The sequence below is a fragment of the Psychrobacter immobilis genome (genome assembly GCF_904846285.1).
Lineage (GTDB): Bacteria > Pseudomonadota > Gammaproteobacteria > Pseudomonadales > Moraxellaceae > Psychrobacter > Psychrobacter immobilis_D.
Genome location: NZ_CAJHAD010000019.1, coordinates 12,426 through 28,801, shown reverse-complemented (window position 1 = coordinate 28,801; position 16,376 = coordinate 12,426). Strand labels below are relative to the sequence as shown.

The 16,376-nt window shown below is 41.2% G+C and carries 13 protein-coding genes and 2 pseudogenes; 8 read left to right on the top strand and 7 right to left on the bottom strand.

The window, feature by feature from the left end; genetic code table 11:
• Positions 1-93 precede the first annotated feature (93 nt).
• Complete coding sequence (locus JMX13_RS10700) at positions 94-315, top strand: TA system antitoxin ParD family protein (RefSeq protein WP_068404729.1); 222 nt, start codon at positions 94-96, stop codon at positions 313-315.
• A gap of 3 nt (positions 316-318) precedes the next feature.
• Positions 319-609, top strand: coding sequence for a type II toxin-antitoxin system RelE/ParE family toxin (locus JMX13_RS10695; RefSeq protein WP_201612502.1), 291 nt, complete (start codon positions 319-321; stop codon positions 607-609).
• A 114-nt stretch (positions 610-723) separates the two neighbouring features.
• On the opposite strand, the gene acnD is transcribed toward JMX13_RS10695, so the two are convergent.
• The 5 genes from acnD to JMX13_RS10670 form a co-directional block, all read right to left on the bottom strand.
• On the bottom strand, positions 724-3,357 hold the full coding sequence (acnD, locus tag JMX13_RS10690) for a Fe/S-dependent 2-methylisocitrate dehydratase AcnD (protein WP_201612501.1): 2,634 nt from the start codon (positions 3,355-3,357) through the stop codon (positions 724-726).
• Between the two features lie 340 nt (positions 3,358-3,697).
• On the bottom strand, positions 3,698-4,837 hold the full coding sequence (prpC, locus tag JMX13_RS10685; RefSeq protein WP_201612468.1) for a 2-methylcitrate synthase: 1,140 nt from the start codon (positions 4,835-4,837) through the stop codon (positions 3,698-3,700).
• A gap of 153 nt (positions 4,838-4,990) precedes the next feature.
• The gene (prpB, locus tag JMX13_RS10680) at positions 4,991-5,881 is read right to left on the bottom strand and encodes a methylisocitrate lyase (protein ID WP_201612467.1); all 891 of its coding nucleotides are present in this window, start codon (positions 5,879-5,881) and stop codon (positions 4,991-4,993) included.
• Between the two features lie 392 nt (positions 5,882-6,273).
• The gene (locus JMX13_RS10675) at positions 6,274-7,572 is read right to left on the bottom strand and encodes an NRAMP family divalent metal transporter (RefSeq protein WP_201612466.1); all 1,299 of its coding nucleotides are present in this window, start codon (positions 7,570-7,572) and stop codon (positions 6,274-6,276) included.
• 322 nt (positions 7,573-7,894) lie between these two features.
• Positions 7,895-8,935 (bottom strand): LysR family transcriptional regulator, encoded by a 1,041-nt coding sequence (locus tag JMX13_RS10670; protein WP_201612465.1) that lies wholly within the window; start codon positions 8,933-8,935, stop codon positions 7,895-7,897.
• A gap of 257 nt (positions 8,936-9,192) precedes the next feature.
• On the opposite strand from JMX13_RS10670, the gene JMX13_RS10665 reads away from it, so the two are divergent.
• From JMX13_RS10665 to ampC, 5 genes and pseudogenes are all read left to right on the top strand, one after another.
• Positions 9,193-10,149, top strand: a complete 957-nt coding sequence (locus JMX13_RS10665; protein ID WP_201612464.1) for a hypothetical protein — start codon at positions 9,193-9,195, stop codon at positions 10,147-10,149.
• A 163-nt stretch (positions 10,150-10,312) separates the two neighbouring features.
• Positions 10,313-11,011, top strand: coding sequence for a hypothetical protein (locus JMX13_RS10660; RefSeq protein ID WP_201612463.1), 699 nt, complete (start codon positions 10,313-10,315; stop codon positions 11,009-11,011).
• A gap of 323 nt (positions 11,012-11,334) precedes the next feature.
• A pseudogene (locus JMX13_RS13830) lies at positions 11,335-11,547 on the top strand (transposase); the annotation flags it as partial.
• Between the two features lie 101 nt (positions 11,548-11,648).
• Positions 11,649-11,875, top strand: a pseudogene (locus tag JMX13_RS13825) (IS3 family transposase); the annotation flags it as partial.
• A 430-nt stretch (positions 11,876-12,305) separates the two neighbouring features.
• Positions 12,306-13,481 carry a class C beta-lactamase gene (gene ampC / locus JMX13_RS10655; protein WP_201612462.1) on the top strand — a complete coding sequence of 392 codons (1,176 nt, stop codon included), beginning with the start codon at positions 12,306-12,308 and terminating at the stop codon, positions 13,479-13,481.
• 69 nt (positions 13,482-13,550) lie between these two features.
• Here the strand turns inward: ampC and JMX13_RS10650 are convergent, their stop codons facing one another.
• Both JMX13_RS10650 and JMX13_RS10645 read right to left on the bottom strand, forming a co-directional pair.
• A complete protein-coding gene (locus JMX13_RS10650) occupies positions 13,551-14,417 on the bottom strand; it encodes a hypothetical protein (protein WP_201612461.1) in 867 nt (288 codons plus the stop codon).
• A gap of 484 nt (positions 14,418-14,901) precedes the next feature.
• On the bottom strand, positions 14,902-15,837 hold the full coding sequence (locus JMX13_RS10645; protein WP_201612460.1) for a LysR family transcriptional regulator: 936 nt from the start codon (positions 15,835-15,837) through the stop codon (positions 14,902-14,904).
• A 98-nt stretch (positions 15,838-15,935) separates the two neighbouring features.
• On the opposite strand from JMX13_RS10645, the gene JMX13_RS10640 reads away from it, so the two are divergent.
• Complete coding sequence (locus tag JMX13_RS10640; RefSeq protein WP_201612459.1) at positions 15,936-16,370, top strand: DMT family transporter; 435 nt, start codon at positions 15,936-15,938, stop codon at positions 16,368-16,370.
• The last annotated feature ends 6 nt before the right edge of the window (positions 16,371-16,376 follow it).

The following is a 16,376-nucleotide window of genomic DNA, read 5'->3' as shown; positions in this document are numbered from 1 at the left end:
CCTTTTATTGGTTTATCAGGATGATAGTCGTTAATACTTTATAGTTGTGGTAAAATACCACAAAGCTTAATGTTATCGAATAAGGAGAATCCTATGTCTACTGCAAGCATACGTCTTAATAAAGCGCTGGTTGATAAAGCCTATGCAATCTCAAAAGCACAACATCGTACCCCGCCAAAGCAAATAGAGCACTGGGCAACCATTGGCCAAATTATGGAAGACAATCCTGATCTATCCTATGAATTTGTTCGTCAGCTATTGATAGCACAAGCAGAAGTCGATGCCGGTATGGTCGAGCCTTACGAATTTGGATAGATGATGACTCAGCCTTTAAGTGTTATTCAATCACATAGCTTTAAGAAAGCCGTTAAAAAATTACATAAAAATCAGAAAGCCGATCTAGATGCTGCTGTACATACCATAATAGATAATCCTAATTTAGGGATACAGAAAGTAGGTGATTTATCCTCTGTACGTATCCATAAGTTTAAGATGTTAAAGCAGCTAACCTTATTAGCCTATCAAATTGATAATGGTCAGCTTGTCCTCAGCTTATTAATGATTGGCACACATGAGAATTTTTATCGTGATGTTAAATTAATACTTTGACTATCGTGATAAAGCGCTAAGATAATTATTCGTCATAGCTAAAGATTAAAAAACCGATGCCATATAGACACTCTATACAACATCGGCTCTTTGATTATTCAAAACTCATGATGATTACGCGATATCTAACGTGCCATCGATAAACTCTTTGGCAAAGCGCTGGAGCATACCGCCAGCGTTATACATTTTAACTTCATCAGCGGTATCTAAACGACATTTCACTAGGGCTTTATCGACAGTACCATCTGTGCGGTTAATAACCAATGTCATCTCACCACCAGCAGACACTTCGCCTTCGATATCGAATATTTCAGTACCATCGATATTTAGGGTGTTACGATTGACACCTTCTTTAAATTGCAAAGGTAGTGCGCCCATACCGACCAAGTTTTGACGATGGATACGCTCAAAATCTTCTGCGACGACGACTTCTACGCCAGCTAAACGCACACCTTTGGCAGCCCAGTCACGGCTTGAACCTTGACCATAGCCATCACCTGCGATGATGATAAGTGGCTGTTCACGGTTCATATAGGTTTCAATGGCTTCCCACATACGCATGACTTGACCTTCAGGCTCAACTCTAGCTAATGAGCCTTGTATTACTTCACCTTTCTCGTCACGTACCATCTCATTCAATAGCTTAGGATTGGCAAATGTCGCACGCTGCGCCGTTAAGTGGTCACCGCGATGGGTCGCATAAGAATTATAGTCTTCTGCCGGTAAACCCATAGTGTCAAGATACTCGCCAGCTGCTGAGTCACCCAAGATAGCATTAGATGGTGATAAATGGTCAGTGGTGATGTTATCACCAAGCACCGCTAACGGACGCATACCTTTTAGCTTATTCATGGCTGCCATTTTGCCTTCCCAATACGGCGGACGGCGGATATAAGTAGTCTGATCACGCCAGTTGTAGAGTGGACTAAGTGCTTTGCTGGTGTCTTTTTTGGCTTCATCAAACATCGGGATATAAACAGCGTTAAATTGCTCAGGTTTTACCGCTTTAGCCACGATGGCATCAACTTCATCATCATCGAACCAGATGTCCTTTAGATAAACGTCATTGCCGTCTTGGTCTTTGCCTAACGAGTCTTTTTCAATATCAAAGCGGATGTTACCGGCGATAGCATAGGCAATCACCAATGGCGGTGACGCTAAGAATGCTTGCTTGGCATATGGATGGATACGACCATCAAAGTTACGGTTACCGGATAGCACTGCGGTAGTGAATAAATCATTATCAATGATTTCTTTCTCGATGTCAGGATCAAGCGCGCCACTCATACCATTACAGGTGGTACAAGCAAAACCAACCACGTCAAAGCCGATTTCTTGGAGCTCAGACATCAGGCCAGCTTCTTCTAAGTACATTTTTACCGTTTTAGAACCAGGAGCTAATGATGATTTCACCCAGGGCTTACGTAATAAGCCTTTCTCATTAGCATTACGAGCAACTAAGCCCGCTGCAACCATGTTGCGAGGGTTAGAGGTGTTGGTACAGCTAGTGATGGCCGCGATAATAACAGCGCCATCAGGCATCAAGCCATCTTTTGGTTCTGGTAATTTATCTTCAGGAGCGTGAGCAATACCTTTGGCAACCAAATCCGTGGTTGAAACGCGAGCATGCGGACGTGAAGGACCTGCCATATTACGGACGACTGCAGACAAATCAAACTCAAGCACACGGTCATAAACCGCATTTTCCATGCCATCAGCCCATAGACCGGTTTGCTTGGCATACTGCTCAACCAATTTGATTTGAGCCTCAGAACGGCCAGTGAGACGTAAATAGTCGATGGTTTGCTCATCGATATAGAACATTGCCGCCGTCGCGCCATATTCTGGGGTCATATTGGAGATAGAAGCACGGTCACCAACGCTCAGTTGGCGCGCACCTTCACCGAAGAATTCAATATAGGTAGAGACTACGCCGGCATCACGCAAGAACTCGGTCATAGCAAGTACCAAATCGGTACCGGTAATGCCTTTTTGCAATTTGCCCGTCAGCTTAACACCAACGTAATCAGGCAGGCGCATATAAGATGGGTTACCCAACATCACGCTTTCAGCTTCTAAGCCACCAACACCGATAGAGATGACACCTAAGGCATCAACCATTGGCGTATGGCTATCCGTACCGACCAAGGTATCGGCAAACGCTACTTGTTCACCGGCTTTGTTTTTTACCACTTGCACAACAGGCGACATTTTCTCTAAGTTAATTTGGTGCATGATGCCGTTACCAGGCGGTACGACGTTGACGTTATCAAAGGCATACTGACACCAGTTGATAAAGTGGAAGCGGTCATCGTTACGACGCTCTTCAATGGCGCGGTTTTTCTCAAAAGCGTTTTCTTCAAAGCCTGCATGTTCAACCGCTAGTGAATGGTCAACGATTAATTGCGTTGGCACAATTGGATTTACTTTAGATGGGTCACCACCTTGCTCTGCGATGGCATCACGTAGACCTGCCAAATCAACAAACGCCGTCTGACCTAAAATATCATGACAAACGACACGGGCAGGGTACCAAGGAAAATCTAAATCTTGCTGACCATAGATATGCTGTTCTAACGCCGCCGTTAAGTCTTCTGGAGGGCAACGACGTACCAAGTTCTCACACAATACTTTTGAGCAGAACGGCAGTTTGTCATAGGCACCTGCTTCAATGCTTTCAATCGCTTCGCGGGTATCAAAGTAATACAAATCTGTGCCAGGTAATGGCTTTTTGAATTGTTCATTCATCGGTTGTACGAGGGCGTTGTCCATAAGTCACCTTTGGCTATTGGCTAGTTGCAATGAGGGCTATTTATAAAAGGATTGTTGATAATTTTTTATAAAAGGGCGGTTCTTTTAGCAAAGCATTATCTATGCGCTACCTAGCACTTATTATTAAACGCGAAAAACTTAGCTTTACTAAAAAAACAGGGTTTTACTAGAGTAAAAGTCAGTCTAAACTCATAAGAAGGTTTAGCGGTTAAGCCAGTCAACATAGCTGACTTAACCGTTAAATTCTCTATACTAAGTACGGTTTATCTGGCATAAGGACTTACGCCAGATAGTTAATCTATATAGGTTATATAGATTAACGCGCACTTATCTCTGGTACTGGGCGCAACTCTTCACCGATATATTCCGCACTTGGGCGAATGATACGGTTGTTAGCGCGTTGCTCAAACACATGTGCTGCCCAACCAGTTAGACGTGAGCAGACAAAGATAGGCGTGAACAGTTTGGTTGGAATACCCATGAAGTGATAGGCTGAAGCATGGAAAAAGTCGGCATTACAGAACAGTTTCTTTTCGCGCCACATCACTTCTTCACAGCGTACTGATACTGGGTATAACACCTCATCACCAACGTCAGCAGCAAGCTTTTCAGCCCAGCCTTTAATGACGACGTTGCGTGGGTCTGATTCACTATAGATAGCATGACCAAAGCCCATGATTTTGTCTTTACGCGCCAACATCGCCATCATCTCTTTTTCGGCTTCGTCAGGTGAGCTAAAGCCTTCAATCATATCCATCGCTGCTTCATTCGCGCCACCATGCAAGTGGCCACGTAATGAGCCAATCGCCCCAGTGATACAAGAATGAATGTCAGACAGGGTAGAGGCACAAACGCGAGCGGTAAAGGTTGAGGCGTTAAACTCATGCTCAGCATAAAGAATAAGTGATACGTTCATGACCTTGGTGTGTAGCTCGTTTGGCTTTTCACCTTTAAGCAGATGCAAGAAGTGACCACCAATCGTGTCATCATCCGTTTCTGTTTCAATACGGACATTGTCATGGCTAAAGCGGTACCAATAGTTAATGATTGATGGGAATGCCGCCAGCATACGATCTGCTTGGTCGTTTTCCTCATCAAAGCTCATTTCAGTTTCTAAGTTACCGAGCATTGAGCAACCGGTACGCAACACGTCCATTGGGTGCGCTGCAGCAGGTATACGTTCCAGCACTTCTTTTAATGGCTGTGGCAAACCACGTAAGCTTTTTAATTTGGTCTGATAAGCATCAAGCTCGCTTTGGGTTGGCAAGTTGCCATATAGCAATAAGTAAGCGACTTCTTCAAAAATACATTTGTCAGCAAGTTCTGATACGTCATAACCGCGATAAGTCAGACCAGAGCCTGATTTGCCAACGGTAGATAAAGCCGTCTTGCCTGCGACTTGACCGCGTAGACCTGCGCCTGACAATACTTTTGCTGATTGGTTTTGTGCTGCCATGATAAATTCCTTTTGTTGGTAGCTTTGGTTAGATAAGAAGTGTTGCACGGTATTGATAGTTTTTAAATAAAGCGCTGGTTGTAGTCATCTATGACAAAGCCAACGCTTTAAGCTTTAATTCTTTACTTGAACAACTGTTGTAAATATAGTGCTTTACTTGTTATCAGCAAATAGTTTATCTAGCGTTTGCTCAAACTCATGATAGTTTAAGAAGTCATAAAGCTCCATACGCGTTTGCATGGTATCGACGACTTTTTCTTGCGTGCCATCATCAAGCAGATGCTGATAAACGTTTAATGCCGCTTTGTTCATCGCCCGGAAGGCGGATAATGGATAAAGTACCATGTTAACCCCAACCGCATATAACTGCTCGGTGGTGTATAAATCAGTTTGACCAAACTCAGTCATATTTGCGAGGACTGGAATATCCAATACATCGGTAAACTTACGGTACATCTCGATATCGGTCAATGCTTCGGCAAAAATCATATCGGCACCTGCTTCTTGAAAAGCAACGGCACGTTCAACAGCCGCATCAAGACCTTCTACAGATAGGGCGTCCGTACGCGCCATCACCACAAAGTCTTTATCCGTCTTGGCATCAAGCGCTGCTTTTAAGCGATCAACCATCTCTGAGATGCTAACGATTTCTTTATTTGGGCGATGGCCACAGCGTTTTTGCGCCACTTGGTCTTCGATATGCACCGCTGCAACGCCGGCTTTTTCCATTTTCTTAATCGTTTGAGCGATGTTAAATGCACCACCAAAACCGGTGTCGATATCGACCAATAACGGCGTATCCACCGCATCGGTAATACGGCGCGCATCTTCTAAGACGTTATCAAGGCTTGTCATACCCAAGTCAGGCAGACCAAATGAGGCGTTGGCTACACCCGCACCAGAGAGGTACAAAGCTTGATGACCGACTTGGGTTGCCATCATAGCCGTATAAGCATTAATCGCACCGGCAATCTGTAGTGGTTGGTTATTATCGTTTTTTTGTTTCATTGCACTGCGAAAGCGAGCGCCAGCTGATGAGGTCATGTCGTAGTCCTTACGTGGAGGGATAATCTTATCGATATGATGAAGAAGGATGAGATTGTTGTGCTTGATTATACCCAATTATCCATGACTGCAAAGCGGTGTTTTACTGCTATTAATTAATAACACTTAATATATTTATTAATATTAATAAAATAATTCATATTATGAATAGTAATATCCATTTTCTAGAGATTTACTAAGATTACTATTCATATTGCTCAAGTTATGAAATCTTAGCCATATTATTATTTACATTTAGTTACAAATCGCTCTGTTTTAGTCTATTCCGCCTTCGTTAAGGCTGACCATAGCACTCAGCAATAAAAAGCCCTGATAGCTGAGCTAAAAGGGCTTTTATGATAAAAGGTTTTATAAAGAGATTTTAATCAAAATCAACCAAGGATACCAGCAAGGTTGGCTAGGAATAACAAGGTAAAGCCACCTAAAAATACAAGACTTGCGATTGAATACGCATTCATGCCGGCTGATAGTTTTTTATGGTTTTTCACGAGCGAGTAGTTTAACCAACCAAAGATAGGTGCGGATATAAATGCCGATATCATCGCGAACTTCAGCATAGCGCCTAACTGTCCGGCAAAGAAACTAATAATCACCAGTCCGCCACCGATAGCATAAGTGGTCCAAAAGGCGATTTGTTTCTTATTAATCTCGTCTTCACCTTTAATCAAACGCCAGCATTCAGCATTGGCACGCCCGTAACCATCCGCACAGGTAATGGTGGTGCCAAACATGCACATAAAGGCGACGAAGGCGACGAGTAGTCTTGACCATTCACCGATAGTGGCGGTATACATATTGATAAGCTGATCAATATAAGCGACACCTGCAGTCTGAATCTCTTGACCAGAGCCGTATTGTACGAAAACACCTAACGCTAAGAAAAACAGCGCTAAAATAGCAGAGACTAAGAAACCAACATTAAAATCCAACAAACCCTGACGATGCGTTGTGTTGTCAGCTTTTCTCTTGGCTGATGTCCACATCGAAGTAATTGCTGCAAACTCTAGAGGCGCTGGCATCCAACCCATCAATGCCACAATAAAGCCTAACGTCGCCAAGTTCCAAGGAGATGCCGGGACAAAATCAGCAACCATCACCGTCGGCTTGCCAGCAGCAATCATCACCGCCACCACAGTTGCGGATACGAGCGCAATCATAATCCACTTAGTCACACCATCAAGCAACTTATAATGGCCAGCAATCAGAAAAAACCAACATACAGCAACGATGATGATAGCTAAGGTAATACTTGATAATCCTACAGAAGCTGGCAGCATAAAGCCCAAGATTACGGCAGCAAGTAATGTCACGGCCCCAGTACTAATCACCGCCGATAAAATGGATAGAATAAAATATACCCATAGATAGGCTTTTGAGCGTTTGGCATAGCCTGCAATTAGACTCTCGCCAGTATCATAGACGTAATCAGTACCAAAGCGAAAAAACGGATACTTAAAAACGTTGGCCAGAATAATCATAATTGCCAACTGCCAGCCGTATAGTGCACCTGCTTGCGTAGACGAGATTAGATGTGAGCCGCCGATAGCAGCAGTCGCCATTAGAATACCGGGTCCAAAAATCCGCCAGCTAAATCCTTCTTGCTGCGGGACAGCATTAACGGTAGCGCCATCGTCTGTAGCGCTTGGGTTGTTAAGTGGTTGTGTGGTCATGAATACCTCGAAATGGTTAAAACGGCAAATTATCACTTACCTGTGTCAGCTTGCCAATGATCATGAGAGAAGTGAATTATAGAATGCTTAAAAGAAAACCATAAAACGATTCATCTTGTATCGACTTTATCATAATGCTGCTAGACAGGATAAGGATTATTCTAATTATTATTACTAATAGTTTGTATGACTATACCCGATAGTTAGCATAGTATTCTGTAAACATCAAGGGTTAGGGCTATGTGTTTTTTGCCGGTTCTTTATAACACAATCCGCCACCGATATCTGCCACTTGGCGCCATTTACAACGGTTTAATGCGCTTTAACGCTGTAAGGTAAAACTTTGCTTACGATAAGTGATACCGCGGCGCTCATATACTTGATAAATTGCGCCAAGCAAGTCAGGTATTTTAGGATGGACAAAGTCTTTAAGCGTATGCAGGTAAATAGGAGAGGTGGCATTTTCATGCAGCAGGCTTCGATAGACGATCTGCTCGGTGCGTACGGTTTTTAGGCTGGCAGGTACCAAGGTAATGCCTTCGCCAGCGGCAACCAAGCCGAGTGCCACTTGTAAATCACTGACGGTGGTGGTCATAAATGGTGAGATGCCATATTGGGCAAACAGATGCAGTAAAGGTTCGGTCACCGGCTCAAAAGATGGCTGCTCGTTAGACGACTCATTATGTCGGCTGCCGCTTTGATTATTAGCAGTAGCAGTAGCCATATTATTAATAGTGTTGTTAATAGGTTGGGATGTCGTCGATATAGGCAGGTGAGTTTGATGATATAAAATCAAGCGATTATTTGCCAAATCAATCAAGCGTTGTTCAGTGATATGGGCGAGCGCATGCGCTTTAGGAAGCGCCACCAAATACCGCTCATGACGCAATAATATTTGCTGAATCCAAGGATCTTGATGGGCAAAGCGCCCAAAGCCAACGTCAATTTCACCCGTTTTTAAGGCTTCAATTTGCTGATAGGAGCTGATGTCCTTTAAATTGACCTCAATATCAGGGTTAGACTGTTTTAGCTTAGCGATGACCTCAGGTAGTAAGCCGTAGAGCACCGATGGTACAAAACCAATATTTAAGGCGGCACTGGGCGCCGATAAGCGTTGGGTCATACTGGTGACGGTGTCAATCTCTGTCAGTATCGTACTGATTTTATCGTAAAAGAATACACCCGCTTCTGTCAGATGTAGCGGTCTATGATAACGATCAACCAACTCCACTCCCATATCGGTTTCAAGCTGCTTTAATAAACGGCTAAGCGTAGGCTGTGACAAGCCTGTTTTGGTGGCAGCCGCGCTAAAACTTTTGCAATCAGCGATAGCAATAAAAGCATTGAGCTGTTTTAAATCCATATTGTCATGCTCATCTGTCTATGACGCTTATTTAAGCTAATATTGTGGCTATTTTATATGAATAGGAGAAACAAGCGTAAAATTATACTTGAAGGAGAGGGGGCGACCCACTATATTGTGTGGTAACGATAGTGTTACAATTTAGCAAACAATTGATGTAAATTAGCCATGCTAAAAAAGCGTGCAAACAAGCTGCATTTACCCTCATTTTAGCAATTATCTATTTTTCGTGGCATTCACTGTTCTGGTATCACTTCATGAGCGATAAAAAAAGCAATAAAAGCAATGATCTAGAGGCAAATTTAGCGAAAATTGCTAATGCTAAGCCACGAAGACGCTCTCGTAAAGACAATATTTATGAGCGCTTTATCACGCGTGTCGAAAATGTAGATAGTGCTGATAGTGATGGCAATCGCGAACAAGCTAATGGCGAGGGCAGGCTGGCGCCATTAAAACCGCTAAAAAATGCTGATAAGCTGTCATCATACGAGCCGTTGAGCGCCGCAGAACTGGAATTATTTGCCAGCCAGAAAGATGATTGGCAACAAGAGGCTAATCTACAGGGAACAAACGCCTCAAGTACGAGCGTTCATTTAGATTTCTCCGATGAAAATGATGACTATGCAGATAAGGCTAACAACACTACAGCAAGAGATTCTGCGTCGTTTTCTCCTATAGAGTCCTTAGATAAGGCGCCTTTAAATAGTACGAAACAAAGCTATGACAACGTTGAAGATCTCGATCAAGAAAAGATTAACATCGATGATTTATCTGCACAAAGCCCAACCAAACTTATCCCAGCAAAAAATACTAAGCTGGCAAGTAGCAAAAAACTGCTTATCATTGGGATGGTTGTTGGTTCGGTATTGATTGCTGCAGTGGTATTGACGCTCATATTTGCTGGTGTACTTTCAACCACACCTAATGCTACTGATACAGATGTTAGTAATAATAGCGATAAAGTAAATACAGCAAATGAGACGCCTGTTGCTAATAATGGACAAGAAAACAAAAACCCTAATCAAGCTTCTGCTGATAGTAGCAATCAATCGACTGTAGACTCTAAAATCACTGCGCCAAGTACCAATAATAAAAACTCTAGCGATGAGGATAAGACTACCGCTGAGAATGAATCAAAGTCTGAACCTGCCATTACCTATGAAGATTTTAGAGAAGAGTCACAAAGTACATTATTTCGTGAGACCAATGATTAACCATGCCTAATTTACTAAAAATGCCCTAAATCAGTGTTTTGATACCGTTTATCCGGTAATCTTAACGCTCATACCAAAAACCGTTGCATCGTATCGAAGGTTACGTATCATCAGATATAGACGCGGATATATACTGCTAATAACATATATGGATACGGTACTGATGAGCCCTTCGAGTAATGACATGAATCCTGATATCGCTACAAAGCTGCCTAGTAGTAGCCTTAATAGTAATGACGTTATTTTAAATGTCGAGGGTCGTAAGCGTATGCGTCGCCCATACGAGCACTATATGCAGCAAATGATGCATCAAACCACGCAAAAGGCTGTAAACGACTCAAAACCTCAGATCTATATCGACGCCGCTCAAACTAATAAGAGTAGGTCGTTTAATAACGCCAAATTTCTCAGCGTGATCAGTATTTTTTGCGCTGTTTTCTTACTTGCTGTATTTGCCTTCGATTATTTACTCGCAAAAAATTCTAATATATCACTAGCAACTGATAGTGTATCAGCTACATTCGTCAAGGATAAGGTATCAGCCAATCAAGTGAACGCAACAGCCGCACCTAATGCTAAGTCCATTACTCAGTCTATTGAAACTCAAAATGAGACGCAAAATACTGATGGAGAAATAGGTATAATAAAGGTTAAAACAATGCTGAGCGAAGATGATTTTAAACGAGCGGCGCAGAATACGTTATTCCGTGATTCAGATACTCATGACTTAGAAATTAATAATAGTGCGCGCTTGGTATTAATAAGTCAGCCAACGATGGATCAACAGGACTTTAGAGTAGAAGCTAAAAATAGCTTATATCGAGAGGAAGATAAGTCAGAGTCATATAAGCTAAGCAAATGAGAGATTAGAATGGGCATCAATCATATAGCTGAAACTGGTAAACCTTAAACTTAAACACTTAATATTGGTGATCCATAATCATCATTTAACTTATGCGTACTTAAAATTATGTTCACAAGTTAAAAGAGATAATTATCTAGTAAAAACAATAATCTATAGTGAAGAGAGAAATAAATAGTTCATGAACCTTAATATGTGACATAGCCTGAGTACAACAGTCCTTATTTAAACTATTAGGAGCCTCAACTGAGATACTTATGAGCTATGCTGAAGGAACCGTAGAGATAAATTTGGTAAACTAACGATTCGATGAGGAGCTTACCATAACCAAGAAAATCAGAACTTATAACACAGAATTTAAAGCAGAAGCCGTTGAGAAGCTAGCTGACAATAATGGTAGTTTTTCAGCCACTGATAAGTAGCTTGGCATAGCGATGCAAACCTTATCAAACTGGCAGAACAAAACCGATCAAGGCAAGATTTTTGGTATAGAACAAGATGATCCTGAGCTTATGGCAGCTATACAGGAAATAAAATAGCTCAAGCGACAACTTAAAATTGTTAAAGAGGAACGAGAGATTCTAAATGAGGAGGGATAAAGCGAAGTACTGCTTTGCCTGATTGCAAGCCACTACGCTGGATTAATCGTGACATTAGTGAGCAGTAGATCCATCGCAATCGGGTTAAATTACTGTTTAGAGTAGCTCATGATGAGACCAGTCAGTGCTATGGCGAAGATTGATTGCATAGCCACTTAAGTGCGCAAGGGTACGTATCAGCCAATATATGGTCAGAAGTAACAAAGAAGAGTGCTGCATCAAATGCCGTCGTCGCAAGCGCTTTAAAATCATTATTAACTTCAACATCATTCCTATAAAGAGAATAACTATATATTTCAAATTAAATTAATTGAAGATTAAAATAGGTCAGTGTTTGATTGCGATCAAGCTTACCTCAAAATAAATGGTTATCTCTATATTCATAGTTAGTCCGATATTTTTACATGTTGCATGTATTAATTACAATAAATTCAATTGCTTATAAAATTGACCCGTAATTTTTTTAGGAGTTTTAGTACAAGCTATGAGTTAGCTTTGTGATAAAGGTCACATGGTTCTATGATACGCGCAATAGATGAGCTAGTTCAGGAGTTTGTTATAATTGGTTTCTGTGGGGTATACCCTAAAGAATCCAATCCATGATAACAAATCGCCGAGATTGTCGGGGATTCAGCATTCTGAGATTACGCATTAAATTTTTAGTCCATCTATCAGAATAAACGAGAAGCCCTATAATGAAAAAATCCGTTCAAACCCTTTTAAATCAAGTAGGACTTACCGCTTTAGTGACAGCATCATTACTATCTGGAACCGCACAGGCAGCAGGTAACAATGACCATCTAAAGAGCGCCGTTGATCAGCAAGCCAGATTATTAATGAATGAGCATGATATTTCAGGGATGGCTTTTGGCATTATTATTGATGGTAAATCACACTTCTATCATTATGGTTTGGCTGATAAAAAAGCTGGCAAACCTGTGTCAGAGGACACTATTTTTGAGCTAGGCTCAATCAGTAAGACGTTTGCGGCTACCTTAGCCAGTTATTCAGAATTAAAGGGCACACTTACATTAGAAGATACCGCTGACAAATATATTCCCTACCTAAAAAACAGCCCCATTGGCAATACTAAGCTTATGAACCTAGCCACCTATTCAGCTGGTGGTCTGCCGCTACAAGTACCTGATGACGTTAAAAATAATAAACAGTTGCTTCGTTATTATAAATCTTGGCAGCCAGTCTTTCCTGTCAACTCAAAGCGTTTATATTCCAATGCCAGCATAGGGTTGTTTGGTTATATATCGGCATTGAGCATGGATGCTGATTACACACAATTGATGGAAGAAAAGATACTGCCGTCACTTAATATGCCCAACACCTTTATCAATGTGCCTAATGACAAAATGGCGGATTATGCGTTTGGCTATAATGCTGCTGGCGATGCTATCCGAGTCAATCCCGGCATGTTAGACGCTGAAGCCTATGGCATTAAATCCACCATTAAAGATATGACACATTTTATGGCGGCTAATATGGGTCTGGTGCCGTTGGATAAAGATATTCAGCAAGCGTTAGACAATAATAGAAAGGGTTACTATCAGGCGAGCACTTTTACACAAGGGTTAGGATGGGAGATGTACCCTTATCCTACTCAGCTAGATACCTTACTCGAAGGTAACTCAATGGACGTGGTGCTAAAGCCTCAAGCCATTACAACAGATAATCATCCAACGCCTATTTTAAACAACGTCTGGGTCAACAAAACAGGTGCTACTAATGGGTTTGGTGGCTATATCGCTTATATTCCTGCCGAAAAATCAGGCATTGTCATTCTGGCAAATAAAAACTATCCCAATGCAGATAGGGTCAAAGCAGCGTATACGATTTTAGAGAGTGCGATAACTCATTGATTGAGCATGAGTCACAAAGCGACCTTTCACTAATAACCCAGCTAGATGCTGGGTTATTATATTCAACTTTTAAGAGCAGCCTTCCACCAAATAAATTGCTTCTGGTATACCAATATCGATGCTTTCTACCTCCCCTTTTAATAGGTTTTTATTGTCTGCTGTCCACTCAGTCGCCTTAATCATAGAATCACTCAGCTTTTGACCACCCTTGATATGATATTCAATTTGTAGGGGCAACTTATCCTGTTTATTATTAATCTCAATATTGTCGTCTTTTAAGAATTCTCCAAGTGGGCTTTCTTTTATCACCTTAAAATTGACGTTAGCAATCAGGCTATAGTAGTCACTATCAACTGCATATTTATCGACCTCGTAGCTAAGCTCGTCATTATGTACTTTCATAACGTCTGAGGCTAAATTGCCAACGTTGATGTCTTTATAAAACGAGATGCTTGGATCCTGAATACTAATCAGAGCAACTTTACCATCTATGATTTGATATAGCACAGAAGCACGTTCACCGTACTCTTTATCGATATAGCTCAGTTTCGGATTACTGACGTAGTAGCACTGTTCGTTATCGCTCTTAGCTTTGCTCATTCCTAGGCTACTTAGCAGTTCAGGTGTAATAACTTGACCGAAGCTTAGTTTCTGATACCCTGATGGGCTGACGATTTGCTCATCAGCTATATTTGCTGCGTCGTTAGTTTGTGTTTCATCCTTAGCGCTAGAATCTGTAGGCGCTAGATTAACAGACATCTCATCATTCTTAGCCATGTCTTTATCTATATTATTCGTTTGTGCAGTGCCGTCATTATTTGAAGATGAGGGCTGTGAGTCACAGCCTGTCATCAGTTGTACAGTACCAATTAATAAGGCAGAAGCCATTGCCGTTTCAAATATAGGCAATGATGATTTTAAATGAAAAAATAACATGGCTTAATTCCTGAATTTGGATCATTGATATTAATATATACCTCAATGAACCCTGTATAAATTGTCTTTCTTATGCTCAAATTCATTTAAGATAACGTTTGATCGTTGCGTGTATAAGAAATTAAAGCCAATTAAGGTACCTTAATAATTATTACCTCATTCAGTGATTTAGGTTCCTTAGGGAAAACTTGAATATTCAACTATGCACTATATACACCAGTAGATACAGTGTGACCTTTACCGTCAAATCCATAAATATTCACTTGGAAGATTATAATTTTAAAAAATTTTGATCTGCTGTTTATTTTTATTAAGGCATGCTTAAAAAAATCGGAGCATAGTCTGGTAATTCAAACAATATCCTGATTTTTCAACAATGAATGAGCTGTTTAGAAATACCTCTGAATGGGTGTAATGACATCTTTGTATTGCACCCTGTTCTCATAAAACCTATGAATACTTATTAACTTTAAACTATCACTTTTTAATTGAGTTGCCAATAAAGGGGCGAGCCATAAACCTTGGCAAAATAATCAATGAGTGCTCTAACATTTAGAGAAACATGGCGGGTATTAGGATAAATAGCCGCAACATGCTGAGGTGTGGTTTTCACGGCTGCATTATAATCAGGTAGTAGCTTAATAAGCGCACCGCTCTTTAAATACTCACCGATGAGCCAATCTGGAAAAAGTACAATTCCCATGCCTTTAAGTGCAGATACCAACAAAGATTCCGCATTATTGGACATTAATAAAGTAGGCGCTAAGAATGGCGTCCAATCTTCACTTCCTGTTTTAAAAAACCAACGATTGGGTCCTGTTGAGCCCTTATACACTAGGCATTTATGATGCGTCAGATCTGCTGGCACTTGCAATTTACCATGTGTGCTTATATACGCCGGAGAAGCGGCAAGATGATAAGTTTGCTCACCAAAGATACGCGCATGAAAGGCTGAGTCATTTAAAGTACCGATTCTAAAAATAACATCTGTTGCGTAATGATGAGGATCAATAAAGTCATCCGTTAACGTCAAATCTATCTTTAATTTAGGATATTGAGCACTAAGCTGCGGCAGCCAAGGTGCGATATGGCGTTGTCCAAAAAAAATAGGGGCGTTGATTCTGATTAAACCACCTGGTTCTAAAGTCCTGTCTTGAAGTTCCTGTTGTGCCGCATTCATGCTTTCAGTCATGGATTTTGCATAGCGCATAAACACATGTCCCGCTTCAGTCGGAATGACGGCACGTGTATTGCGATGAAAAAGCTGTTGCCCTAAAGAGTCTTCTAGCTGTTTGATAATACGAGACACTTTAGAAGCTGACACACCTTCTTTTCGCGCCACTACAGAAAAACTCTGAGCGTCAAAAACCTCTATAAAAAATAATAGAGTTTTTATGTTGATGCTATCCACTGTATTCATTTGTGCAACTTATGCAAAGGTTATTTCTATATTATAGCGTTTTTTAATGGGTATAGGCTGCGGTACACTATGCCGCATTGCTCATTGAGGATTATTACATGCAAATTTTATTAATACTTATTGTTGTTTTAGGGGGCATGGGATTATCTGTTGAAGCGGGATTACTTGGACCTTTAGGAAATGAGGTAGGCGAGCTGTGGGCAACGTTGAGTATTTTTGGCGTTGGCGCTGCTCTGACATTCTTTTTGATGTTGTTTTTTAGTCCGCGAGATAGCCCTTCCTTTTTCTCACAGCCCCCTTTACTGCTGGTTGGCGGTATTTTAGGTCCTGTTTATGTGGTGGTATTAACCGTGGTGACACCGGTCATTGGTATTGCGTTGACGATGATTGGCATACTGGCTAGGCAAGTGTTTCAGAGTTTACTCATAGACCATTATGGTTTGTTTGAGACTATGGAGCGAAAAATAGACAGCAAACGCATTATCGCTTTATTTTTTATTATTGCTGCACTTATCTTTATGGCACAGGGGTAAAAAACA

What these genes read in the sequence shown, in the direction of transcription:
- prpB (WP_201612467.1), bottom strand. Translation starts at nt 5,881, where the DNA reads ATGACCTCATCAGCTGGCGCTCGCTTTCGCAGTGCAATGAAACAAAAA.
- JMX13_RS10675 (WP_201612466.1), bottom strand. Translation starts at nt 7,572, where the DNA reads ATGACCACACAACCACTTAACAACCCAAGCGCTACAGACGATGGCGCT.
- JMX13_RS10670 (WP_201612465.1), bottom strand. Translation starts at nt 8,935, where the DNA reads ATGGATTTAAAACAGCTCAATGCTTTTATTGCTATCGCTGATTGCAAA.
- acnD (WP_201612501.1), bottom strand. Translation starts at nt 3,357, where the DNA reads ATGAATGAACAATTCAAAAAGCCATTACCTGGCACAGATTTGTATTAC.
- JMX13_RS10645 (WP_201612460.1), bottom strand. Translation starts at nt 15,837, where the DNA reads ATGAATACAGTGGATAGCATCAACATAAAAACTCTATTATTTTTTATA.
- JMX13_RS10650 (WP_201612461.1), bottom strand. Translation starts at nt 14,417, where the DNA reads ATGTTATTTTTTCATTTAAAATCATCATTGCCTATATTTGAAACGGCA.
- ampC (WP_201612462.1), top strand. Translation starts at nt 12,306, where the DNA reads ATGAAAAAATCCGTTCAAACCCTTTTAAATCAAGTAGGACTTACCGCT.
- JMX13_RS10695 (WP_201612502.1), top strand. Translation starts at nt 319, where the DNA reads ATGACTCAGCCTTTAAGTGTTATTCAATCACATAGCTTTAAGAAAGCC.
- JMX13_RS10640 (WP_201612459.1), top strand. Translation starts at nt 15,936, where the DNA reads ATGCAAATTTTATTAATACTTATTGTTGTTTTAGGGGGCATGGGATTA.
- JMX13_RS10660 (WP_201612463.1), top strand. Translation starts at nt 10,313, where the DNA reads ATGAGCCCTTCGAGTAATGACATGAATCCTGATATCGCTACAAAGCTG.
- JMX13_RS10665 (WP_201612464.1), top strand. Translation starts at nt 9,193, where the DNA reads ATGAGCGATAAAAAAAGCAATAAAAGCAATGATCTAGAGGCAAATTTA.
- prpC (WP_201612468.1), bottom strand. Translation starts at nt 4,837, where the DNA reads ATGGCAGCACAAAACCAATCAGCAAAAGTATTGTCAGGCGCAGGTCTA.
- JMX13_RS10700 (WP_068404729.1), top strand. Translation starts at nt 94, where the DNA reads ATGTCTACTGCAAGCATACGTCTTAATAAAGCGCTGGTTGATAAAGCC.